This window comes from Kitasatospora sp. NPDC057965 (assembly GCF_042887135.1).
Taxonomy (GTDB): Bacteria; Actinomycetota; Actinomycetes; order Streptomycetales; family Streptomycetaceae; genus Kitasatospora.
Genome location: NZ_JBHVPZ010000016.1, coordinates 147,265 through 170,128, shown reverse-complemented (window position 1 = coordinate 170,128; position 22,864 = coordinate 147,265). Strand labels below are relative to the sequence as shown.

Sequence of the window (22,864 nt, the reverse complement as noted above, 5' to 3'; positions counted from 1 at the left end):
AAGTGCCAGGACCCGGAGCGGCGTTCGCCCCGCGCCCGGGTCCGGCCGCTCAGCCCAGCTTGGCCACCGCCCGGACCGGGGCGCCGTCGGCCGCCACCAGCCGCAGCGGGAAGAGCGACACCTCGACCGGCCGCCCCGCCTCCTGCGCCGCCAGCAGCGGCCGCAGATCGGTCAGGTTCTCCGCGATCACCCCGCCGCCCGGCGCCCCGAGCAGGATCCGGTGCGCCGCCAGCGTCGGCTCCTCGGCGGCGGGCTGGTCGTGCTCGTCGGTGAGGTCGGCGAGCAGCGCGGCGACCGCCGGGTCGCCCGGGCCCGGGTCGGGCGTCGGGTCGACGCTGAGCGCGTCCACCCCGACCGTGCGCACCCCGGCGGCGACGATCGCCTCCGCGGCCCGGGCGGTCAGGCTCGGGTGGGCGAGGTAGGCGTCGGTGCCCCAGTGCCGCGTCCAGCCGGTGGCGAGCAGCAGGACGGTGCCCTCGCCGGCCCGCTCCAGCGCGGGCGCGAGCAGCTCGGCGGTGATCGGGGCGCGCGGCTCCAGGCCGCGCAGGTCGGCGACGACGGCCGGCCCGGTGAACCGCTCCAGCGGCAGCCCGTCCAGCGTCGGCCAGGTGACGTCGACGTGGTACGGCGCGTCCACGTGGGTGCCGGACTGCGAGCCGAGGTGCAGGGAGAGCACGTTCACCCCGGCCGTGGCGGTGGTGAGGGCGGGCTCCAGGAGGACGGCCGGATCGCCGGGGTAGACCGGCATCGCGGTGGTCACCTGGTGGGTGAGGTCGACGAGGGTCGGGGCCATGGCGCCCATCCTCCCAGGGCGGGCCGGGGCTCGGTGAGGGGCCGGGTGGAGATAGAAAGGAGGCACTATGGAAAAGCCTGAGCAGCCAGTCCGCCGTCCCTGGGTCGTGGGGGTCTCCGGCGCGTCCGGCACCCCGTACGCCGCCGCGGTGATCCGCGCCCTCCTCGACGCGGGGGAGTCGGTCGACCTGGTGGTCAGCCGGGCGGCCCGGCTGACGATCCTCGACGAGACCGGCATCGCGTTCCGGGACGCGCACTGGCGCACCGACCTGGCCGCCTGGCTGGGGATCGGACCGGACGCGCCCGCGGACGGACTGGAGGACGTCCGGTACTGGCCGGCGGGGGACTTCGCGGCGGGCCCGTCCAGCGGCTCGTACCCCGCGAAGGGGATGCTGGTGGTGCCCGCGACCACCGGCGCGGTGGCCGGGATCGCGCTCGGCCTCAGCAAGGACCTGCTCCAGCGGACGGCCAGCGTCACCCTCAAGGAGCGGCGTCCGCTGGTCGTCTGCGTCCGCGAGACACCACTCAACGGGGTGACGTTGAAGCACTTGGTGGAGCTGGACGCGCAGGGCGCGGTCGTGCTCCCCGCCTCGCCCGGGTTCTACGCCGGCGGCTCCACCGTCGGCGAGCTGGTCGGTTTTGTCGCCGGACGGGTGCTGGACGCCGTCGGCGTACCGCACACGCTGTACCGACGCTGGGAGGGAGAGCTGGGCGCGGCGGCCCGCGCAACCGGTCGGTCGGCCTGAGGGGGAGTGAGATACCGCAGGACGGGAGAGTATGTTCTCTGCGATATCCGGGTTGGTCCGAGCACGGCGCCTTTGAATCCGGATAATGATCTGTGGGTCTGGCGAGGTTCGGAAGGACGCGGACGGTATATGGACACGGTGGACAGACAGCTCATCCAGGCGCTCCGGGAGAACGGCCGCGCCTCCTACGCCGAGTTGGGCCGACTGGTCGGCCTCTCCGGCCCGAGCGTCACGGACCGCATCAACCGCCTGGAGCAGGCCGGCGTCATCACCGGCTACCGCGCGACGGTCAACCCGGCCTCGCTCGGTTTCGGGGTCACGGCCCTGATCGGTCTCCAGCTGACCGACGCGGCGGACCACGAGGACGTCGCGTTCCGGCTGAAGGACCTCGGCGAGGTCGAGGACTGCTGGTTCATCGCCGGTGACGACTCGTACATGCTCAAGGTCCGGGTGCCGGACGTCGAGGGCCTGGAGTCGGTGGTGAAGCGGATCTCGGGCACCAAGGGCGTGGCCCGCACCCGGACCACCGTCGTGCTCTCCACCAAGTGGGAGAACCGGGTCAGCGAGCTGCCGCTCACCGAGGCCGAGTAGCACGCGGGGAAGTGACGGTCATGGCACTGGTCGGTCTGGAGGAACTGCGCGCGGCCCGGGAACGGATCGCGGGCGTCGCGGTGCGCACCCCGCTGGTCCCCGCCCCCTGGGCGGCGGACGGCGGGCGCCGGCTCTGGCTCAAGCCGGAGAACCTCCAGCCGACCGGCGCGTTCAAGACCCGCGGGGCGTACAACCGGCTCGCCGCGCTGAGCGGCGAGGAGCGCGCCCGCGGCGTGGTCGCCCAGTCCAGCGGCAACCACGCGCAGGCGGTGGCGTACGCCGCGTCGCTGCTCGGCGTCAAGGCCGTGATCGTGATGCCGGACACCTCGCCGGCGGTCAAGGTCGAGGCCACCCGGTCGTTCGGCGCCGAGGTGCTGCTGGTCCCGCCGCAGGAGCGGGACACCGTGCCCGGCGAGCTGGCCGAGCGGCACGGCTACGTCTGGGTGCCGCCGTACGACGACCCGTTCATCATCGCGGGTCAGGGCACGGTGGGCCTGGAGATCTCCGAGGACGCCCCGGCGGAGCTGGACACCGTGCTCGTCCCGGTCAGCGGCGGCGGGCTGATCGGCGGTACGGCGGCGGCGCTCAAGCTGACCCGCCCGGACGTCCGGGTGGTCGGCGTCGAGCCCGAGCTGGCCGCCGACGCGCAGGCGAGCCTGCGGGCGGGCGAGCGGATCACCTGGCCGGTCGCCGACACCTACCGGACGATCGCCGACGGTCTGCGCACCCCCTCGGTGGGCGTGCTGCCGTTCGAGCACCTCACCGCCTACGTGGACGACGTCGTCACCGTCACCGAGGACGAGATCCGCGCCACGGTGGCCCTGCTGGCCCGGCGCGGGCGGATCGTCGCCGAGCCGTCCGGCGCGGTGGCCCCGGCGGCCTACTTCCACCGGGCCGCCGAGATCGGCGGGCGGGCGGTGGCGGCGGTGGTGAGCGGGGGCAACATCGAGCCGTCGCTGCTGGCGGAGCTGCTGGCGGGCTGACCCGTGCGGGGCGGCTGCCCTCGAACCGCACCGAGTGGGGGCGTACGCTCGTTCCGGCAACGATTCGAAGTCGGAGGAGGCGGGGCACCGCATGGACGCAGGGCTCAAGCGCGAGCTGGAGGCGAAGGTCTACGCGGGTGAGCGGCTGACCCGGGAGGACGGGATCGCGCTCTACGAGAGCGACGACCTGGCCTGGCTGGGTGGTCTCGCCCACCACGTGCGGACGCGGAAGAACGGCGACGTCGTCCACTTCAACGTCAACCGCCACCTCAACATGACCAACGTGTGCAACGCGTCCTGCGCGTACTGCTCGTTCCAGCGCAAGCCGGGCGAGAAGGACGCCTACACGATGCGCATCGAGGAGGCCGTGCGCCTCGCCAAGGCGATGGAGGTCGACTCCCTCACCGAGCTGCACATCGTCAACGGTCTGCACCCCACCCTGCCGTGGCGCTACTACCCGCGCTCGCTGCGGGAGCTGAAGGCCGCGCTGCCGACCGTCTCGCTCAAGGCCTTCACCGCCACCGAGATCCACTGGTTCGAGCGGATCAGCGGCCTGCCCGCCGACGAGATCCTCGACGAGCTGATCGACGCCGGCCTGGAGTCGCTGACCGGCGGCGGCGCGGAGATCTTCGACTGGGAGGTCCGCCAGCACATCGTCGACCACGACACCCACTGGGAGGACTGGTCGCGGATCCACCGGCTCGCCCACAGCAAGGGCCTCAAGACGCCGGCCACCATGCTGTACGGCCACATCGAGGAGCCCCGGCACCGGGTGGACCACGTGCTGCGGCTGCGTGAGCTGCAGGACGAGACCGGCGGCTTCCAGGTCTTCATCCCGCTGCGCTACCAGCACGACTTCCACGACTCCAAGGACGGCGTGGTGCGCAACAAGCTGATGGCGCGCACCGAGATGGCCACCGGCGCCGAGGCGCTGAAGACCTTCGCGGTCTCCCGGCTGCTGTTCGACAACGTGCCGCACGTCAAGGTCTTCTGGGTGATGCACGGCGTCACCACCGCCCAGCTGGCGCTCAGCCACGGCGCGGACGACATGGACGGCTCGGTGGTCGAGTACAAGATCACCCATGACGCGGACAACTTCGGCACCCCGAACAAGCTGAACCGCGAGGACCTGCTCGGCCTGATCCGGGACGCCGGCTTCCGCCCGGTGGAGCGCAACACCCGCTACGAGATCATCCGCGAGTACGACGGCCCCGACCTGACGCGCCGCGAGACCCCGCAGGCGATGCGCCTCTGACCTGCGGCGGCCGACGCGCGGCCGCCGACGACGGGCCGTCGCCCGGGCCCCCGCGGCCCGGGCGACGGCTTCTTCACGCGGCCCGCACGGGCCCCCGGCTTTCGCAACCCGGCCTCCGTTTGGCAGGATCGGCCACATGTCCGGTTCCCATCGCACCTCTCCGTACCCGTCGTACGAGCCGGTGTACGAGGCGCCGCAGCAGCCGTACGGGGTGCCGCCGCAGTCCTACGGGGCGCCGCAGCAGCCGTACGGCGGCCGGCAGGAGCACGACGGCGGGCAGGACTACGACGGCCCGCTGTACGAGGACCCGGAGGCCGGGGACGGCTACCGGAGCCTGGCCGAGCACGACGTGTACGACCGGCCGTTCCAGGCCCAGCCCGCCGAGCCGCCGGCGCCGCCCGCCCCGCCGCGGCAGCGGGCCGCCGCTCCGGCCGGTGGCCGCGCGGCCGCCCGCAACCACCGGCGCAAGGCCAGGAAGAAGCGCACCGGCCGCGCCGCCGTCGCCGGTACCGCCCTGCTGCTGGCGGCCGCCGCCGGCTGGTACACCGTCGGCCAGGACACCGACCGGCCCGGTGTCACCGCCGCCGACGGCTCCGGCCCCGAGGGCGTCGGCACCCCGGACCGCCCGGCCGACCAGGCCTCGCCGGCCGCCCCGGCCGCCGCGGCCGCCGACGCCCGGCAGGCCGAGACGCCCGCCGCGGGCCGCAGCGAGGCCCGCGACGACGGTTCGGTCGAGGTGATCCCAGGCCTCGGCGCCTCCTTCGTCGCCCGGATACCCGCCGAGACCAACCAGGTGGTGGTGGCCACCGGCGAGGGCGTGGACACCAACCGGACCTCCGTGACGCTGTGGAGCCGCACCGCCGAGGGCCGCTGGCTGGGCGGCGAGAACTGGCAGGGCCACAACGCCTTCAAGGGCTGGACCACCGACCACAACGAGGGCGACCTGCGCAGCCCGATCGGCGTCTTCTCGCTCACCGACGCCGGCGGCCGCAAGGCCGACCCGGGCAGCAGGCTGCCCTACGACAAGGACCCGAACTTCGTGGTCTCCGGCACGGGCTTCGCCGGCGAGCAGCTGGCCGGCTCCTTCGACTACGTCGTCGCGATCAACTACAACCGGGTGCCCGGCAACTCCCCGCTCGACCCGCGCCGCCCGAGCGGCTCGACCAAGGGCGGCGGGATCTGGATCCACGTCGACCACGGCGGTCCGACGCACGGCTGCGTCTCCATACCGGAGGAGAAGATGACGCAGCTGATCCGCACCCTCGACCCGGCCGCCCGGCCGGTGATCGTGATGGGCGACGCCGCCGCGCTGGCGGTCTGAGCGGCGGTTTCCGGCCGTTCCCGGCGGTTCCCGGCCGAATCCGCCGCCCCGCGCCGCGCGTGCGCGGGGCCCGCCGCCCGTCTGCCGCAACGGTCCTTGTCGGCCTCCTACACTTTCCCGGCGCGGATCCTGTAGCCGGTCGCGCCCCGCTGACCAGTGGGTAACCGGGTTGAGTGGGCAGTATGAGCGGTTCGCGCATCGTGGCACTCGGCCACTACCAGCCCCCCAAGGTCCTCACCAACGACGACCTGGCCAAGCTGGTCGACACCGACGACGAGTGGATCCGCAGCCGGGTGGGCATCCGGACGCGGCACATCGCGGAGGGCGAGACCGTCGTCGACCTCGCCACCGAGGCGGCGCAGAAGGCGCTGGCCAACAGCGGCCGGTCGGCGTCCGAGGTCGACCTGGTCGTGGTCGCCACCTGCACCGCGGTGGAGCGCAGCCCCAACACGGCCGCCGCCGTCGCCGCCCGGCTGGGGGTGCGCGCGCCGGCCGCCTACGACATCAACACGGTCTGCTCGGGCTTCTCCTACGCGCTGGCCACCGCCGACCACGCGATCCGCGCCGGGGCGGCCCGGACGGCCCTGGTGATCGGCGCGGAGCGGATGTCGGACACCCTCGACTGGACCGACCGCTCCACCTGCGTGATCTTCGGCGACGGCGCCGGCGCGGCGCTGGTCGAGGCCCAGGAGGAGGGCGCCGAGCCGGGGATCGGCCCGGTGGTCTGGGGCTCGGAGCCGGAGAAGGGCGACGCCGTGGTGATCACCGGCTGGGACCCGGTGATCAGCCAGCAGGGCCAGTCGGTGTTCCGCTGGGCGACCACCCAGATCGCCCCGCTGGCCCGGCAGGCCTGCGAGCGGGCCGGGATCGACCCCTCCGAGCTGAAGGGCTTCGTGCCGCACCAGGCCAACCTGCGGATCATCGACGCCATCGCCAACCGGCTCGGGGTCACCGACGCCGTGGTGGCCCGGGACGTGGTGGAGTCCGGCAACACCTCGGCGGCCTCCGTCCCGCTGGCCTTCTCCAAGCTGGTCGAGCGCGGCGAGCTGTCGCCCGGCGACCCGGTGCTGCTGTTCGGCTTCGGCGGCGGCCTCGCCTACGCGGGGCAGGTCGTCCGCTGCCCCTGAGGCCGCTCCGGCAGCCGCTGACACGCCTGTGGGCGGTCACCCTGGACGGGTGACCGCCCACAGGCGTGTCGTGGCGCGCTGCGGACCGCCGGCGGACCTCCCCCGAGGACACGGCCGCCGTCCGTCGTACCCCGGACAGGAGGCCGGGGCGCGCGCGAAGCGGAAGGTGGGGTCGAGACGGATCGGTCTACTTGGGCGCCTTCTTGCCGGTGACGCCCAGGTACACCAGGGGAGCGAGGTTGGGCTTGAGGTCCTTGACCTTGACGCCCCACGAGGTGAAGGCCTTCTGGTGCTCGGCCGCCGAGGCGAGCAGCGAGACCAGCGATCCGGCGACGGCGGCCGGGTCCAACGACTTGTCGGACTGCCCCTTCGCCTGGAGTTCCTTGACGGCCTCCGTGAGCGGCTTGGCGACCGCGTTGAGGACGGTCATGCGGATCTTGAAGAACCGCTTGTCCCCTTCGGCGGCACCGAGCGTGACCACTCGGAGAATGGCGTCGTTCTTGCGCCAGAAGGCGAGGAATCCGTCGACCAGTTCTTCCGAAGTGGCCGTGCCGGACTTCCCTGCCCAGGACTTTCCGGCCACCAGCTCTTTGAGCGTGTCGGCGTCCTTGGCCATTTCCTCGGCGATTTCGAGGACGGCGCCCTCGACATCCGGGAAGTACTGGTAGAAGGTCGCGGGGGAGGTACCCGCCATACGGGCGACGTCGATGACCTTGACGTCCCGATAGGGCGACGTGCTGAGCATCTCGCGGAGGCAGTCGAGCAGCTTCTGCCGCGTCTCCTGTCCGCGTCGCCCGGCGACGCGACCGTCGACGGTGCGAACTTGTCCTGTCATGCCGTCAGCTTACCGTGGCCCGATCTTGGCGCGATTCGGTGATGTGACAATTACTCCGCACGGGGGTTGGTATAGCCGCTCGGAGCCCTTCGGACGGATATTCATCGCCCTCCGTGGCCCTCCTTGACGCCCCCCCGTGCACCGGCGACGCCACAGGGTGACGAACCCTTCGCTGAGGGGTTATCGAGTAACGCAGAGTGACGATCAGATCGGCGATGTGACCTGCCCCTCGCCACACTCCCGGGCGTGTCGGGTGCAAGCCGATGCCGGAGCGGACGTCAGGATCCGGCCGTTTCGAAGTCGCTGACCGGGCGGTGGGGCCTCCCGGTGGCCGGACGGCGCTCTGGGCGGGGGAGGTTGGAGATGGGCCGGGCGGCATTGGAGAATCGGGACCGGCACCACGCGGCGGGTGCTCGGCACCACGCGGGCGGTGCTACAAGACGGGGAGGTGGCAGCGGGTGGACCAGCTGACGGCGCACGATCCGAGGCGGATCGGGCCCTTCGAGGTGCTGGGGCGGCTCGGGGCGGGCGGCATGGGCCTGGTCTACCTGGCGCGGTCGGCGTCCGGCCGGCGGGTGGCGATCAAGACCGTCCGGGGGGAGCTGGCCGAGGACGAGCTGTTCCGGGTCCGCTTCGCCCGGGAGATCGCGGCCGCCAAGACGGTGGGCGGCTTCTACACGGCGGCCGTGGTCGACGCCGACGCGGACGCCCGGGTGCCCTGGCTGGCCACCGCGTACGTCCCGGCGCCGTCCCTGGAGGACCTGGTCACCGACTGCGGGCCGCTGCCGGTCGGGGCGGTGCGCTGGCTGGTGGCCGGCATCGCCGAGGCCCTGCAGTCCATCCACGCCGCCGGGCTGGTCCACCGCGACCTCAAGCCGTCCAACGTGCTGGTCGTCGAGGACGGTCCCCGGGTGATCGACTTCGGCATCGCCGCCGGGGTCTCCAGCACCCGGCTCACCATGACCAACGTCGCGGTCGGCACCCCGGCGTACATGTCGCCGGAGCAGGCCCGGGACAGCCGGGGCGTCACCGGCGCCAGCGATGTCTTCTCGCTCGGCTCGCTGCTGGTCTTCTGTGCCACCGGCCACCCGCCGTACCGGGGCGCCAACCCGGTGGAGACGGTCTTCCAGCTGCTGCGCGACCAGCCCGACCTCTCCGGCCTGCCGGTGGAGCTGGTGGACCTGGTGCGCGCCTGCATGCGCCCGGCCCCCGAGCACCGGCCGACCCCGGAGCAGATCCAGGCCGAGCTGGCCCCGCACCTGTTCTCCCGGGACGACGCCTCCGGCGAGGCCGGGGACTGGCTGCCGCCCGACGCGCTCGCCCTGATCGAGCACAAGCGGGGCCGCCGCACACCGCCGCCGGCCGTCGCGCCGCAGCAGGCCCCGCACCAGCCGCCGCACCCGGCCGCGCCGCCGTCGCTGCCGGCGCAGCCCCCGGCGTCGCACCCGGGCCAGGAGGACCCCCGCACCCGGGCGGTCGCCGGGCACGCCGGGCCGCACGCGGGGCCGCCCGCCGGGCCGGTGCGCAGCGGGCCGCCCGGGCCGGACACCGAGGCCGCCACCGAGAAGCTGGCCGCCCCCAGCCGGCACCGCCGGCCGGCCGCCGCGGAGGGCGACGAGGTGCGGCTGCCCGGCGCCTCGGTCCGGATAGGGCCGGGGCCGCGCGCCGAGCAGGCCGGCCCCGGCGCGCCGCCCGCCGAGACCGACTGGGTCCGCCGGATCACCCCGCCCCCGGCCCGCGCCGCCCGCTGGCGCCCCTGGCGGTTCCGGATGTCCAACGAGGTCTGGGGCACCCCCGTGGTGGCCGACGGCACCCTGTTCGTCTCCAGCTTCGAGGTGCACGCCCTGGACATCGCGTCCGGCCAGCGCCGCTACAAGACCCGGGACGTCGCCTGGGCGCTCGCCGTGGACGCCGGGCGGGTGCACGCGGCCGACGGCCCGCACCTGTACACGGTCGACGTCACGGACGGCACCGAGCGCTGGCGGCACTCGCTGGACGGCTGGGTGTACTCGCTGGACGCGGCCGAGGGCGTGCTCTGCTGCGGCGTACGGGGCGGGGGCGTCCAGCTGCGCTCGGCGGCCACCGGCGCCGAGCTGTGGCGCGCCGACGACGCCCAGCAGGACTTCGAGAACCCGCAGTCCGGCCCGGCCCTGGTGGGCGGCTCGGCGTACTACTACGGGGGCGGGCGGCTGCGCTGCGTGGATCCGCGCGGTTCGGGCCTGCGCTGGTCGGTCCCGGTCGGCGAGGACGTGCCTTCCCGCCCGGTCGAGCGCTCCGGCGTGCTGTACGTGACGGCCGGCACCAGGGTGTACGCGCTGGACGCGGCGAGCGGCGCCGAGCGCTGGCGGTTCGAGGCCCCGGTGGTGCTGTTCACCCCGCCGGCGCTGGACGCCGACGCGGTCTACGTCGCCGACTACCTGGGCACCGTGTACGCGCTGGACGCGGTCACCGGCCGGGACCGCTGGCGCGCGGTCACCGGCACCCGGCAGGGCGCCGAGCCGGTGGTGGTCGGGGAGGGCATGGTGCTGGTCGGCAGCGGCGAGGTGCTCTACGCCTTCGAGGCGGGCAGCGGCCGGGAGCGCTGGCGGTACACCGCGCGCGGCGAGATCGTCGGCTCGCCGGCGGTCGCGGACGGGCTGGTCCACCTCGGCAGCCGGGACCACTCGCTGCACACCGTGGACCTGGCCAGCGGCCAGCTGCGCTGGGAGCTGGGCACCAAGGGGGAGCTGACCGGCTCGCCGGTGGCGATCGGGGGCAGGGTCTTCGTCGGCAGCAAGGACCGCTGCGTCTACGCGCTGGACGCCTTCTACGGCACGGCGGTGCCCTCGCACTGACGCGGGGGCGCGCTGCCCGGGGCGTACGGTCCCGGGGCGCGGGACGGCGGGAGCCCTCGGGCCCCCGCCGTGGCTGCGCTACTTCCGGGCCTCCGGGTGGCGGCTGCACCAGCCTTCCCAGGCCGAGGCGACCATGGACTCGACCCCGTGCCCGGCGGTCCAGCCCAGCTCGCGCCGGATCAGCTCGGCCGAGGCGACCACCCGGGCCGGGTCGCCGGCGCGACGCGGGGTGATCTCGGGGGTGGTGTCGTACCCGGTGACCTTGCCGATCACGTCCAGCATCTCGCGGACGCTGACGCCCTCGCCGCGTCCGATGTTGAGGACCAGCGCGGTCTCCCCGGCCGGGTCGGCCGCCAGCCGCTTCGCCGCCGCCACGTGGGCCGAGGCGATGTCGGAGACGTGGATGAAGTCACGGACGCAGGTGCCGTCCGGGGTGGGGTAGTCGGCGCCGAAGACCCGGGGGGCCTGACCGGCGGTGAGGCGCTCGAAGACCATCGGGATCAGGTTGAACACACCGGCGTCGGAGAGCTCCGGCGAGGCGGCGCCGGCCACGTTGAAGTAGCGCAGCGCGACGGTGGACATCCCGTACGCCTTGCCGGCCGCGGCCACCAGCCACTCGCCGGCGAGCTTGGTCTCGCCGTACGGGCTCATCGGCGCGCAGGGGGTCGACTCGGTCACCAGGTCGACGTCCGGCATGCCGTAGACGGCGGCGGAGGAGGAGAACAGGAAGCGCTTGACGCCGCCCTCGGCCGCGGCCTCCAGGACGGTCTGCAGGCCGATCATGTTCTCGCGGTAGTACAGGAAGGGCTGCTCGACCGACTCGCCGACCTGCTTTTTGGCGGCGAAGTGGAGGATGCCCTCCACCTGGTGCTCGCGGATGGCCGCGTCCAGGGCGGTCCGGTCCAGGGTCGACCCCTCGACCAGGGCGACCCCCTCGGGCAGCCGGGTCCGGTCGCCGGTGCTGAGGTCGTCCAGGACGGCCACACGCTCGCCCGCGTCGAGGAGCTGCTGCACGACGTGCCCGCCGATGTATCCGGCGCCGCCGGTGATCAACCAAGTCATGGCCGAATCCTAGGGCGTGAGGATTTCGCGACGGTGCTGTGGGCGCGTCGGAGCCGGAGATTCGGACATTTCGCTGAAATGCTGACAAAGATCTCTGTCGCGCCGAGGAGTCCGGAGGCCGTCACGGTGAACCGCAAGAAGGAGCCCACCCGTCCGATTCCCGCCGGACCCCGTCCGGCCGGGCCCGGGGCCTTCGCGGCGCTGACCGCGCTCGCGCTGGCGCTGGCGGGGTGCAGCAGCGGCACGTCCTCGGACGCCTCCTCCCCGCCGGAGAGCGGCTCCCCGAGTGTCACCGCCGGGGCCACCGGCAGCGCCCAGCCGGGCGGCGCCAACCAGCTCCAGACCGACTACCAGCGGGTGATCAAGGACGTGCTGCCCTCGGTGGTGCAGATCACCACCGGGAGCGGCCTCGGCTCCGGGATCGTCTACGACGACAAGGGCGACATCGTCACCAACGCCCACGTGGTCGGCACCGCCACCACCTTCGCCGTCACCCTGGCCGGCAGCACCAAGCCGCTGGACGCCACGCTGGTCGCCAGCTACCCGGACTCCGACCTCGCGGTGATCAAGCTGAGCAGCCCGCCGGGCGGTCTCAAGCCGGCCTCCTTCGGGGACTCCACCAAGGTCGAGCTGGGCCAGATCACCCTCGCCATGGGCAGCCCGCTCGGACTCTCCAGCAGCGTCACCCAGGGCATCGTCTCGGCCACCGGCCGCACCGTCTCCGAGCCGTCCAGCGCGGGCTCTCCGGGCGCCGTCATCGGCAACATGGTGCAGACCTCGGCCGCGATCAACCCCGGCAACAGCGGCGGCGCGCTGGTCAACCTGGACAGCCAGGTGATCGGCATCAACACGCTCGCCGCCACCGAGCCGGAGTCCAACGGGGCCGCCGCCCCGGGCATCGGCTTCGCCATCCCGGCGTCCACCGTGACCAGCATCGCCGACCAGCTGATCAAGGAGGGCAAGGTCACCAACTCCGGGCGGGCCGCCCTCGGCATCACCGCCCGGACCTTCTTCGACCAGAACTTCCGCCCGGCCGGCGCCGTGGTGGTCGCCGTCGCGCCGAACGGCCCGGCCGACTCCGCGGGCCTCCAGGTCGGCGACGTGATCACCAGGATCGGCGACACCGCGGTGGACTCGCTGACCTCGCTCACCACCGCACTGGCCTCGCTGGCGCCGGACACCAAGGTGACCGTCACCTACACCCGGGACGGCCAGAGCAAGACCGCCGAGGTCACCCTCGGCACCCTGCCGACGCCCTAGGGCGTCCCGACAGCCCCCGGACGGCGGCGGCCCGCACGACCGCGCAAGGGTTCCGCGCGGCCGTCCGCCGTCCGGGCCGAGGGCTGTCGCTCCGGTCAGCGGCGGACGGTGCGGGTCCGCCAGGGGAGTTCGACGGTCACCGTGGTCGGTCCGCCGTCCGGGCTCTCCACCAGGAACACGCCGTCCACCGCGCGGATCCGCTCGGCCAGTCCGGCCAGGCCGCTGCCGGGGTAGGGGGCCGCGCCGCCCTTGCCGTCGTCCTGGACCAGCACCATCAGCTGGTCGTCGGCCCGCCAGACGTCCACCGTGGCGGAGCGGGCGCCGGAGTGCTTGGAGATGTTGGTCAGCAGCTCGCTGACCGTGAAGTAGGCGATGCCCTCCACCGCCGAGTCCGGCCGCTCGGTGCCGCCGTCCCGGGCCTTCAGGTCGACGTTCACCCGGACGCCCCCCGGCACCGTGCAGCGCGCCGCCACCGAGGAGAGCGCCGCGTCCAGACCGCGGTCGGTGAGCACCGCCGGGTGGATGCCCCGGGCCAGGTCGCGCAGCTCTTGCAGGGCCAGCTTCACCTCGCCGTGGGCGTTGTCCACCATCTTCGCGGCGGCCGCCACGTCGTCCGGCGTCTCGGTCTCCCGCAGCCGCTCCTTGGCCATGCCGAGGTCCATCGCCAGCGCCACCAGGCGGGCCTGGGCGCCGTCGTGCAGGTCGCGCTCGATCCGGCGCAGGTCGGCGGCGGCGGTGTCGACCACGGTGCCGCGGTCGTCCTCCAGCTCGCGGACCCGCTCGGAGAGGGCGCCGGGGTAGAGCAGGGTCTCCACCAGCATCCGGTCCACCGCCGACTGGGCGCGGATCGCCCACGGCAGGGCCGGCCAGCCGACCAGGACGAAGACCAGGGTCAGCGCGAAGCTCAGCACGCCCCAGGGCAGCATCAGCACGTTGTAGAGGGCCGAGCGCCAGGAGAGGCCGTCGGTGAGGTGGGCGATGGCGTAGCCGGTGATGCCCGGCCGGCGGCGCGGCACCGGCTCCGGTTCGTGCACCTCGGAGCCGTACAGCGCCCGGGCCCGGCGGCGGGCGAAGCCGCTCATCGAGCGGCAGCCGGCCAGTCCGGCGGCGAGCAGCGGCAGGCCGATCACGGTGACCGACAGGGCCAGGCCGACCGACAGCGTCACGATCGTGAAGACGAAGCCGCCGATCCCCAGCGGCAGGTTCAGCAGCAGCCGCCCGACCTGCCGCCACATCCGCGCGCCGTACAGCGGGGTGCGCTCGGTGCCGGCCGGCGGCTCGTGGCCGAAGACCTCGGCCGTGCCGTCCATTCGCTTCATCTCGGTCTACCGTCCTTTTCCGGTCGAGCTGTGCCCCTAGCTTGGCCGGTCGGGGGTAGGTGGTGCCATGGGGGTGATACGTCTCCCGGGACGGGGGTTATCCCCACCCCGGCGGTGGGCGCACGGGGTGTCCACCGGTTGTCCATCGGGTGTCTTGCGGATCGGGCAGGGTGCGGGGTACCCGTGCCGTGCACTTAGACTCACGCACTGGCGATGGTTATGAGCGTGTAAAGGAACGTCGTAGAACCGCCCCGAGGGCGGGTTCCGCGGCCGATGTGGAGGCGAGGCATGGTGGGGCAGCGGGCGGCTTCGGTCGCGGCCGACCCGGCGGCCGGCGGCGGCTACTTCGACGCGTACGCCGCGATCGGCCTGCTCGCCGTCGTCGGCGTGGTCTTCGTGGCGGTGGCGTTCACCGCCAACCGCCTGCTGCGGCCGGTGGTGTACTCGCCGGAGAAGCTGCTCGCCTACGAGTGCGGTGTGGACCCGGTGGGGGAGGACTGGGCGCACACCCAGATCCGCTACTACGTCTACGCCTTCCTGTACGTGATCTTCGCGGTCGACGCGATCTACCTGTTCCCGTGGGCGACCGTCTTCGCCTCCGCCGGATACGGCGCCGGGACGCTGGTCGAGATGTTCGTCTTCATCGGCTTCCTCGCGGTCGGACTGCTCTACGCCTGGAAGAAGGGCGTTCTGGAATGGACGTGACGCACACCCACTCGCACGGGCACGACGCCTCCGGCGGCCCGGTTCCGCTGGGCGTGCCGGACCCGTCGCGCCCCGGTGGCACCGTCGAGCGGCGGTCCATCGGCCCGCTGGCCCGGCTGGCTCCGGACCCGGTGAAGGTCGTCCTCAACTGGGGACGGCGCTACAGCCTCTGGTGCTTCAACTTCGGTCTGGCCTGCTGCGCGATCGAGTTCATCGCGGCCTCGATGGCCAAACACGACTTCATCCGGATGGGCGTCATCCCGTTCGCGCCGGGCCCCCGGCAGGCCGATCTGATGATCGTCTCGGGGACGGTGACCGACAAGATGGCGCCCGCCGTCAAGCGGCTCTACGAGCAGATGCCCGAGCCGAAGTACGTCATCTCCTTCGGCGCCTGCTCCAACTCCGGCGGGCCCTACTGGGACTCCTACTCGGTGACCAAGGGCGTCGACCAGATCATCCCGGTCGACGTCTACGTGCCCGGGTGCCCGCCCCGGCCGGAGGCGCTGCTCCAGGGCATTCTCAAGCTCCAGGAGAAGATCGCCGCCGAGTCGCTGCCCGGCCGCTACACCGCGCCCGCGGCGGCGCTGCGGCGTCCGCCGGTGGCCGGGCCCGGTGCCGCCGGTGCCGGTGCGGCCGGTGCCGGTGCGGCCGGTTCGGGTTCCGCTGAGGGAGGGGTCTCGTGACCACGGCCGAGCAGTACGCGGCGTCGGTCGGGGAGTGGGCGACCGGCGCCGAGGCGTACGGGCTGATCACCGTCGACGTGCCGGCCGAGCACTGGATCGAGGCGCTCACCGCCGCCCGGGACACCCTGGGCCTCGGCTTCTTCGACTGGCTCAGCGCCGTCGACGAGCTCGCCGAGGGCTTCTCGGTGGTCGCCCACCTCGCCGCCGTCGACGCCCCGGGCGTGCGCCACCTGGCGCTGCGCACCCGGGTGCCGCGCGACGCGGCCGCGCTGCCGACCGCCGTCCCGGTGTACGCCGGGGCCGCCTGGCACGAGCGCGAGACGCACGAGATGTTCGGCATCGACTTCCCCGGGCACCCCCATCTGATCACCCTGCTGCTGCCGGACGGCTTCGAGGGGCACCCGCTGCGCAAGGAGTTCGTGCTCGCGGCCCGGGTCGCCAAGGCCTGGCCGGGCGCCAAGGAGCCGGGCGAGTCCGACCACGGCGACGGGCCGGCGCGGCGCAAGATGCAGCCGGCCGGTGTGCCGGACCCGAACGAGTGGGGCCCGCTCAAGGGCACCCTGCCGCCGGTCGCCGAGCGGCCGGCGCGCGGTGCCCGGGCGGCCGGTGCGGCCCGGACGCCGCGTGCGGCGGCGGGTGCCGCGGGTGCCACGGGTGCCGAGGGCGCCGCCGCGGTGCGGGCCGACCGGCCACGTCGCACGCGTTCGGTCTCCGAGGGGTCGGCGAGCCAGACGGCCGGCGAGGCCCCTGCCACGCAGGAGGCACCCCCGCCCCCGGTGCGGGCGGACCGGCCGCGGCGCACGCGTTCGGTCTCCGACGGATCGGTGAGCCAGGCGCCCGCCGGCCCGGCCGAGGCCGCCGCGCCGCCGCCCGCCCGGACGCAGTCCTCCGACGCGCCGTGGCACAACCCGGTGCCAGCGCACGACGAGCCCGGGAAGCCGGCCGCCGGGGAACCCGCCGGCGAGGCGAAGGCGGCGGACGCCGGGAACGGTGCGGACGCCGGGAACGGTGCGGACGCCGAGAACGTCGAGAGCGCGGAGAAGACGAAGAAGCCGCCGGTCGAGTCGGCCGGCCAGGACGGAGACGGCGCGTGAACCTGTTCGACACGGTGCTGCGCTGCGTCGCCACGCTGGTCGTCTTCCTCGTCCTGCCCCTGGTCATCGGCCAGACCGAGCACAAGGTGATGGCGCACATGCAGGGCCGGCTCGGCCCGATGTACGCCGGCGGTTTCCACGGCTGGGCGCAGCTGATCGCGGACGGTGTGAAGTTCGCCCAGAAGGAGGACATCGTCCCCTCCGGCGCCGACCGGCGGATCTTCCAGCTGGCGCCCGCCGTCTCGCTGCTGCCGTACCTGCTGGTGCTGCTGGTGATCCCGGTCGGACCCGGCGGCTTCGTCGGGCAGGCGGTGGACGCCGGTCTGTTCTTCGTGCTCGCCGTCATGGGCGTCGGCGTGATCGGCAAGCTGATGGCCGGCTGGGCCTCGGCCAACAAGTTCTCGCTGCTCGGCGGTCTGCGGACGGCCGCGCAGCTGATGTCCTACGAGCTGCCGATGGTGCTCGCCGCCGCCTCCGTGGCGATGGCCGCCGGGACGCTCTCGCTGCCCGGGATCATGGACGCCTGGGAGTGGTACTGGATCCCGTGGCAGCTGATCGGCGGCTTCGTGTTCTTCACGGCCGGTCTGGCCGAGCTGCAGCGTCCGCCCTTCGACATGCCGGTCGCCGACTCCGAGATCATCTTCGGCGCGTACACCGAGTACACCGGTCTGCGCTTCGCGCTGTTCCTGCTCTCCGAGTACGCGGGCATCCTGGTGGTCTCCGCGCTGACCGCGGTGCTCTTCCTGGGCGGCTGGCACGGCCCGCTGCCGGACCAGCTCGGCTGGCTGTGGACCCTGCTGAAGACCTTCGCGCTGGCCTTCGTGGTGATCTGGCTCCGGGTCACCTACCCCCGGCTGCGCGAGGACCAGCTGATGCGCTTCGCGTGGACGGTGCTGATCCCGCTCGCCCTCGTCCAGCTGGCCCTCACCGGCATCATCAAGGTGGCGATCTCATGAGTTTCCCCGGTGCGGGCCTGGCCAAGGGCCTGGCCGTCACCCTGCGGACGATGACGAAGAAGAGCATCACCGCGCAGTACCCGGACGTGCAGCCGGTCCTTCCGCCGCGCTCGCGCGGCGTGATCGCCCTGCTGGAGGAGAACTGCACGGTCTGCATGCTCTGCGCCCGTGAGTGCCCGGACTGGTGCATCTACATCGACTCCCACAAGGAGACGCTGCCGGCCGCCGACCCGAACGCGCGCGCCCGCACCCGCAACGTGCTGGACCGCTTCGCCATCGACTTCTCGCTCTGCATGTACTGCGGGATCTGCATCGAGGTGTGCCCCTTCGACGCGCTGTTCTGGTCGCCCGAGTTCGAGTACGCGGAGACCGACATCCTGGAGCTGACCCACGAGCGGGACCGGCTGCGGGAGTGGATGTGGACGGTGCCGGTGCCGCCGGCGCTGGATCCGGCGGCCGAGGAGCCCAAGGAGATCGCCACCGCGCGCAAGGCCGCCGACAAGCTGGCGGCGGCCGCCGCCAAGGCGGCGGAGGAAGCGGAGACGGCGCAGGACGGTGGTGACGCGTGATCGGGGCCGCCACCCTGCTCGCCGCGACCGGGTCGCTGGACCCGGCCGCGCGCTCGTTCCTCTCCCCGACCGGGGCGGAGATCGTCTTCCTGCTGGTCGGCATCGCCGTGCTCGGCTCGGCCCTGGTCGCCGTCACCACCAAGCAGCTGGTGCACGCCGCGCTCTGGCTGGTGGCCGCGCTCGGCGGACTGGCCGTGGAGTTCCTGCTGCTCACCGCCGAGTTCATCGCCTGGGTGCAGGTGCTGATCTACCTCGGCTCGGTGGTCGTCCTGGTGCTGTTCGGGCTGATGCTCACCAAGGCGCCGATCGGACGCTCGCCGGACGCCGACTCCAAGAACCGCTGGGTCGCCCTGGTGGTCGCGCTGGCCTCGGCCGGGACGCTGGTGACGCTGGTCGTGGACGCCTTCCGGACGTCCTGGATCGACCTCGGCGCGGGTGGCGGCTCGACGACGGTGACCGGCGCGAGCCTGTTCCGGACCTGGGTGCTGCCCTTCGAGGCGCTCTCGGTGCTGCTGCTGGCCGCGCTGGTCGGCGCGATCGTGCTGTCGCGCGGCAACGGCCGGCGGGTGCCGGCGCCCCGGGCCGGGCGGATCCGGGCCGGCCGGCCGGTGGGCTCCAACGGGCCGGTCGCGAGGACCGCGCCCGCGCCCTCGGTCGAGCCCGTGCCTGCGTCCGAGGTTTCGGCGGAGCCCGCGCCGACCACCACCGAGCAGGAGGGCTGATGCACCTCGCCTACCCCGTCGTCCTCGCCGCGCTGCTGTTCAGCATCGGCGTCTACGGCGTGCTCGCCCGGCGCAACGTCATCCTGGTGCTGATGTCCGTCGAGCTGATGCTCAACGCCGTCAACCTCAACCTCGTCGCCTTCGACGCCTGGCTGCGCGACTCGCTGCACGCCGGGCAGGCGCTGACCCTGTTCACCATCACCGTCGCCGCCGCCGAGATCGGCCTCGGGCTCGCCATCGTCCTGCTGCTGTTCCGGGCCCGGGGCACCGCGGACATCGACCGGGCCACCGCGCTCGGCGACCCGGCCGAGTCCACCGCCGACGTCGACGGGGCGACGGCCGGAGCCGAGGCGCTGAAGGGCCGGGCCGCCGCATGAACCTCGCCCTGCCCGCCCTCGTCCCCGCGCTGCCCGCGCTCGGTGCGGCGGCCACCCTGGCCGTCGGCAAGCGCGCGCCCGGCCTCGCCCGGCCGCTGGCGATCGTGCCGGTCGCCGTCTCGGCGGTGCTCGCGCTGGTCGTCGCGCTCCAGCTCGGCAGCGGCCAGGTGCTGGACGCCGGCACCCGGCTCACCCCGACCGGCGGACCGGACATCGCGCTCGCGATCCACCTGGACGGCTTCAGCTCGCTGATCTCGGTGCTGGTCGGCCTGGTCGCCACCTGTGTGCAGGTCTACTCGACCGCGTACCTCAAGGACGACCCGCGCTACCCCTCCTACGCGGCGCTGGTCTCGCTGTTCACGGCGGCGATGTTCCTGGTCGTCTACTCCGGCGACCTGGTCGTGCTGCTGGTCGGCTGGGAGGTCATGGGCATCTGCTCGTACTTCCTGATCGGCCACCACTGGGAGACCGAGGACGCCCGCTCCGCCTCGCTCAAGGCCTTCCTGGTCACCAAGCTCGGCGACGTGCCGTTCCTGTTCGGCATCTTCCTGCTCGGCGCCGACGCCGGGAGCTTCCGGATCGAGGACGTGCTGCGGGCCGCCACCGAGGGGCGGCTCGGCCACCCGACGCTGGTCGCGCTGCTGCTGCTGGCCGGGGTGGCCGGCAAGAGCGCGCAGTTCCCGCTGCACACCTGGCTCCCGGACGCGATGGCCGGCCCGACGCCGGTCTCCGCGCTGATCCACGCCGCCACCATGGTCGCGGCCGGCATCTACCTGGTGGCCCGGCTGCTGCCGGTCTTCCTGCTCTCCGGCGCGGCGCTGGTCGTGCTGGCGGTGATGGCCGCCGTGACGATGATCGGCTCGGCGCTCAGCGCGCTCGCCCAGGACGACCTCAAACGGGTGCTCGCCTACTCGACCGTGGGCCAGCTCGGCTACATGGCCGGCGCGCTGGCCAGCGGCGACCGCCAGGCCTCGGTGTTCCACCTGGTCAGCCACGGCGCGTTCAAGGCACTGCTGTTCCTCGCGGCCGGCGTGGTGATCCACGCCGCGCACACCAACTCGATCTCCGCGATGTCCCGGATCCCCGGGCTGCGCAAGCGCGTCCCGGACGCCTACTGGACGATGGGCATCGCGCTGGTCGCCCTGGTCGGCCTGCCGCCGTTCGCCGGCTTCTTCAGCAAGGAGGCGGTGCTGACCGCCGCCGAGCACGCCGCCAACGGCGAGGCGCTGACCAACGGCCTCGGCCCCGCCTCGGCGGTGCCGCAGGCGGCCGGCTGGATCGTGCTGATCTCGGCCGGACTCACCGCGCTGCTCACGGCGGCCTACGCGGCCCGGCTGTTCCTGGTCGCCTTCCACAGCCCGGTCGGCGCGGCCGCGGCGGCGCCCGCGGTGCTGCCCGCCGCCGACCGGGGCACGGTCGTCGGCGACCACGAGGCCGGCGCGCCGTACTCGCCCGAGCTCGACGAGGCCGACCCGGCCGTCGCCGAGCCGCCCGCGATGCGCTGGCCGCTCTGGGTGCTCGCCGTGCCGACCATGGGCTTCGGCGTCGCCGGCCTGCGCTCGGACTGGCTGCCCGCGCTGCTGGACGGCGGCTCGCTGCGGCCCTCCGCGGTCACCGCCGTGATCGGCACCGGCCTCGCCGTGGTCGGCGCGCTGCTGGCCTACGGGGCCTGGCGCTCGGCCACCGCCCGGGTGCCCGAGCAGGACGGAGCCCCGGCCGCCGACGTGGTCGTCGCCGACCCCGGGCGCGCCCTGCTCGGCCCGCTGTTCGGCCCGGCCCGGCACGGCTTCGGCGTCGACCGGCTCTACAGCGCGCTGTTCGTCCGCCCGGTCGAGGCCGCCGCCCGGCTCGTCCGCTTCCTCGACCGCGAGGTCGTGGAGACGTACGTGCGCGGCGCCGGCGCCGGGGCGGGCCTGCTCGGCCGCGCCGTGCGGCTCGCCCAGACCGGCAACGCGCAGACCTACCTCAGCGCGCTGCTCGCCGGCGTCGTCCTGCTGGCCGTCCTGGTGGCGGTGTAGCCGATGCCGTACCTCCCTTCCCCGTCCGCCGTCGTGGTTGTTGCTAGGAGCCCCCGATGAACGCGGTCCTCATCGCCCTCCTGGTGCTGCCGCTGCTCGGCGCCGCGCTCACCCTGGCCCCGGCGTTCGGCGCGGACCCGGCCGCCGCCGACCGCCGCGCGCTGCGCTTCAGCACCGTGGTGACCGGCGCCGTCCTGGTGCTCACCGTCGTCCTGGCGGCCGGCTTCGACCACGACGAGCCCGCCCGGATGCAGGCCACCACCGACGTGTCCTGGATCCCGGCCATCGGCGTGCGCTTCCACCTCGGCGTGGACGGCGTCTCGCTGCCGCTGATCGTCCTGACCTCGCTGCTCACCTTCCTCTGCGCGCTGTACTCGGAGCGGCGGCTGCCCTCCGGGGAGGGAGTCCCGTCCGCGCGGGCCTTCGTCGGGCTGTTCCTCCTCCTCGAAGTCGGCATGCTCGCCACCTTCGCGGTGCTGGACCTCCTGCTCTTCTTCCTGGCCTTCGAGATCGTGCTGATCCCGATGTACTTCCTGATCGCCCGCTGGGGCAGCGGGGCGAAGGTGCCGGCCGCCAACCGCTTCATCCTGTACACGCTGCTCGGCTCGGCCGTGATGCTGCTCGGCTTCCTGCTGGTCGGCGGCAAGGCGGGCACCTTCGACATGCAGGCCCTCGCCGCCGCCCACGGCTCCGGCCTGAGCCACTCCACCCAGGTGATCGCCGCGCTGGCGATCATGGTCGGGCTCGCGGTCAAGGCCCCCGCCTGGCCGCTGCACAGCTGGCTCCCGGACGCGCACACGGCGGCCCCGACCGTCGGCTCCGTGCTGCTCGCCGGCGTGCTGCTGAAGATGGGCACCTACGGCCTGGTCCGCGTCCTCCTCCCGGTCGTCCCCGACGGCACCACGACGCTCGCCCCCTACCTGGGCGCGTTCGCCGCCGTCGGCATCGTCTACGGCTCGCTGGCCTGCCTCGCGCTCGCGCGGCGCGGGGCCAAGGGCGACCTCAAGCGCCTGATCGCCTACTCCTCCGTCGGTCACATGGGCTTCGTCCTGCTGGGCATCGCCTCCCTCACCCCGGTCGGCGTCAACGGCGCGCTGTTCGCCAACATCGCGCACGGTCTGATCACCGGCCTGCTGTTCTTCGTCGTCGGGGCGCTCAAGGACCGCTACGGCACGGCGGACCTCGACACCCTCTCCGGCACCACCGGCGCCGCCCTCTACGGACGGGCGCCCCGGCTGGGCGCGCTGCTCGCCTTCGCCGCCGTCGCCAGCCTCGGCCTGCCCGGGCTGGCCGGCTTCTGGGGCGAGCTGCTCGCGATGTTCGGCGCGTTCGACCCGGCCGACGGCCTCTCGCGCCCCGCGTTCGTCACCTACATGGTCCTGGCCGGTCTCGGCACCCTCCTCACCGCCGCGTACCTGCTGATCGTGGTCAGGCGCGTCTGCATGGGCGACCCGAAGCAGCCCGCCCCGGTGGCCGAGCTCGCCGATCTGCGCCCGTACGAGGCCGTCAGCTGGACTCCGCTGGCCGCCCTCACCCTGCTCGCCGGTCTCTGGCCCGCGCTGCTGCTCGGCCTCTCCGACCCCGCCGTCAAACACCTCCTCGGGGGTGGCTGATC

21 protein-coding genes are annotated in these 22,864 nt (G+C 73.6%); 17 read left to right on the top strand and 4 right to left on the bottom strand.

Features of this window, described 5'->3' with window-relative positions; all coding sequences use genetic code 11:
- Window positions 1–49: 49 nt before the first annotated feature.
- Entirely contained in the window at window positions 50–793 is a 744-nt protein-coding gene (locus tag ACFVVU_RS22055) for a cyclase family protein (RefSeq protein ID WP_387791653.1), read from the bottom strand.
- Between the two features lie 67 nt (window positions 794–860).
- Here ACFVVU_RS22055 and ACFVVU_RS22050 point away from each other — a divergent pair, with 67 nt between their 5' ends.
- The 6 genes from ACFVVU_RS22050 to ACFVVU_RS22025 all read left to right on the top strand — a co-directional run bounded on the left by ACFVVU_RS22050 (window position 861) and on the right by ACFVVU_RS22025 (window position 6,815).
- Complete coding sequence (locus ACFVVU_RS22050; RefSeq protein ID WP_380683034.1) at window positions 861–1,538, top strand: UbiX family flavin prenyltransferase; 678 nt, start codon at window positions 861–863, stop codon at window positions 1,536–1,538.
- Between the two features lie 129 nt (window positions 1,539–1,667).
- Window positions 1,668–2,129: an Lrp/AsnC family transcriptional regulator gene (locus ACFVVU_RS22045; protein ID WP_380683035.1), complete on the top strand. Its 462-nt coding sequence runs from the start codon at window positions 1,668–1,670 to the stop codon at window positions 2,127–2,129.
- 20 nt (window positions 2,130–2,149) lie between these two features.
- Window positions 2,150–3,112, top strand: coding sequence for a threonine/serine dehydratase (locus tag ACFVVU_RS22040; RefSeq protein ID WP_380683036.1), 963 nt, complete (start codon window positions 2,150–2,152; stop codon window positions 3,110–3,112).
- Between the two features lie 91 nt (window positions 3,113–3,203).
- Window positions 3,204–4,367: an aminofutalosine synthase MqnE gene (mqnE, locus tag ACFVVU_RS22035; protein ID WP_355358096.1), complete on the top strand. Its 1,164-nt coding sequence runs from the start codon at window positions 3,204–3,206 to the stop codon at window positions 4,365–4,367.
- 136 nt (window positions 4,368–4,503) lie between these two features.
- A complete protein-coding gene (locus tag ACFVVU_RS22030; RefSeq protein WP_387791651.1) occupies window positions 4,504–5,688 on the top strand; it encodes a L,D-transpeptidase family protein in 1,185 nt (394 codons plus the stop codon).
- 182 nt (window positions 5,689–5,870) lie between these two features.
- A complete protein-coding gene (locus tag ACFVVU_RS22025; RefSeq protein WP_380690181.1) occupies window positions 5,871–6,815 on the top strand; it encodes a beta-ketoacyl-ACP synthase III in 945 nt (314 codons plus the stop codon).
- A 187-nt stretch (window positions 6,816–7,002) separates the two neighbouring features.
- Here the strand turns inward: ACFVVU_RS22025 and ACFVVU_RS22020 are convergent, their stop codons facing one another.
- Window positions 7,003–7,650 carry a TetR family transcriptional regulator gene (locus ACFVVU_RS22020; protein ID WP_355358105.1) on the bottom strand — a complete coding sequence of 216 codons (648 nt, stop codon included), beginning with the start codon at window positions 7,648–7,650 and terminating at the stop codon, window positions 7,003–7,005.
- Window positions 7,651–8,108: 458 nt separating this feature from the next.
- On the opposite strand from ACFVVU_RS22020, the gene ACFVVU_RS22015 reads away from it, so the two are divergent.
- Window positions 8,109–10,484 carry a PQQ-binding-like beta-propeller repeat protein gene (locus ACFVVU_RS22015; protein ID WP_387791648.1) on the top strand — a complete coding sequence of 792 codons (2,376 nt, stop codon included), beginning with the start codon at window positions 8,109–8,111 and terminating at the stop codon, window positions 10,482–10,484.
- A 78-nt stretch (window positions 10,485–10,562) separates the two neighbouring features.
- Here the strand turns inward: ACFVVU_RS22015 and galE are convergent, their stop codons facing one another.
- Entirely contained in the window at window positions 10,563–11,546 is a 984-nt protein-coding gene (gene galE / locus ACFVVU_RS22010) for a UDP-glucose 4-epimerase GalE (protein ID WP_380685903.1), read from the bottom strand.
- 156 nt (window positions 11,547–11,702) lie between these two features.
- Here galE and ACFVVU_RS22005 point away from each other — a divergent pair, with 156 nt between their 5' ends.
- The gene (locus ACFVVU_RS22005; RefSeq protein WP_380685909.1) at window positions 11,703–12,806 is read left to right on the top strand and encodes a S1C family serine protease; all 1,104 of its coding nucleotides are present in this window, start codon (window positions 11,703–11,705) and stop codon (window positions 12,804–12,806) included.
- A 95-nt stretch (window positions 12,807–12,901) separates the two neighbouring features.
- On the opposite strand, the gene ACFVVU_RS22000 is transcribed toward ACFVVU_RS22005, so the two are convergent.
- Complete coding sequence (locus ACFVVU_RS22000; protein ID WP_380685911.1) at window positions 12,902–14,041, bottom strand: sensor histidine kinase; 1,140 nt, start codon at window positions 14,039–14,041, stop codon at window positions 12,902–12,904.
- Between the two features lie 372 nt (window positions 14,042–14,413).
- Between ACFVVU_RS22000 and ACFVVU_RS21995 the strand changes: the two genes are divergently transcribed.
- The 9 genes from ACFVVU_RS21995 to ACFVVU_RS21955 are packed head-to-tail and all read left to right on the top strand — an operon-like array spanning window position 14,414 to window position 22,862.
- Window positions 14,414–14,830: an NADH-quinone oxidoreductase subunit A gene (locus ACFVVU_RS21995; protein ID WP_387791646.1), complete on the top strand. Its 417-nt coding sequence runs from the start codon at window positions 14,414–14,416 to the stop codon at window positions 14,828–14,830.
- Window positions 14,821–15,513, top strand: coding sequence for an NADH-quinone oxidoreductase subunit B (locus ACFVVU_RS21990; RefSeq protein ID WP_387791644.1), 693 nt, complete (start codon window positions 14,821–14,823; stop codon window positions 15,511–15,513). Before ACFVVU_RS21995 ends, ACFVVU_RS21990 begins: the two co-directional genes overlap by 10 nt.
- Window positions 15,510–16,607: an NADH-quinone oxidoreductase subunit C gene (locus tag ACFVVU_RS21985; RefSeq protein ID WP_387791642.1), complete on the top strand. Its 1,098-nt coding sequence runs from the start codon at window positions 15,510–15,512 to the stop codon at window positions 16,605–16,607. Before ACFVVU_RS21990 ends, ACFVVU_RS21985 begins: the two co-directional genes overlap by 4 nt.
- Window positions 16,604–17,563 (top strand): NADH-quinone oxidoreductase subunit NuoH, encoded by a 960-nt coding sequence (nuoH, locus tag ACFVVU_RS21980; RefSeq protein ID WP_380683577.1) that lies wholly within the window; start codon window positions 16,604–16,606, stop codon window positions 17,561–17,563. Before ACFVVU_RS21985 ends, nuoH begins: the two co-directional genes overlap by 4 nt.
- The gene (locus ACFVVU_RS21975; RefSeq protein ID WP_387791641.1) at window positions 17,560–18,132 is read left to right on the top strand and encodes a NuoI/complex I 23 kDa subunit family protein; all 573 of its coding nucleotides are present in this window, start codon (window positions 17,560–17,562) and stop codon (window positions 18,130–18,132) included. The genes nuoH and ACFVVU_RS21975 overlap by 4 nt, the downstream gene beginning before the upstream one ends.
- Window positions 18,129–18,854, top strand: coding sequence for an NADH-quinone oxidoreductase subunit J (locus ACFVVU_RS21970; protein ID WP_380683580.1), 726 nt, complete (start codon window positions 18,129–18,131; stop codon window positions 18,852–18,854). Before ACFVVU_RS21975 ends, ACFVVU_RS21970 begins: the two co-directional genes overlap by 4 nt.
- The gene (gene nuoK, locus ACFVVU_RS21965; protein ID WP_380683581.1) at window positions 18,854–19,231 is read left to right on the top strand and encodes an NADH-quinone oxidoreductase subunit NuoK; all 378 of its coding nucleotides are present in this window, start codon (window positions 18,854–18,856) and stop codon (window positions 19,229–19,231) included. The genes ACFVVU_RS21970 and nuoK overlap by 1 nt, the downstream gene beginning before the upstream one ends.
- On the top strand, window positions 19,228–21,249 hold the full coding sequence (locus ACFVVU_RS21960) for an NADH-quinone oxidoreductase subunit L (RefSeq protein WP_380683582.1): 2,022 nt from the start codon (window positions 19,228–19,230) through the stop codon (window positions 21,247–21,249). Before nuoK ends, ACFVVU_RS21960 begins: the two co-directional genes overlap by 4 nt.
- Before the next feature lie 56 nt (window positions 21,250–21,305).
- Window positions 21,306–22,862 (top strand): NuoM family protein, encoded by a 1,557-nt coding sequence (locus ACFVVU_RS21955; RefSeq protein ID WP_380683583.1) that lies wholly within the window; start codon window positions 21,306–21,308, stop codon window positions 22,860–22,862.
- Window positions 22,863–22,864 lie beyond the last annotated feature (2 nt).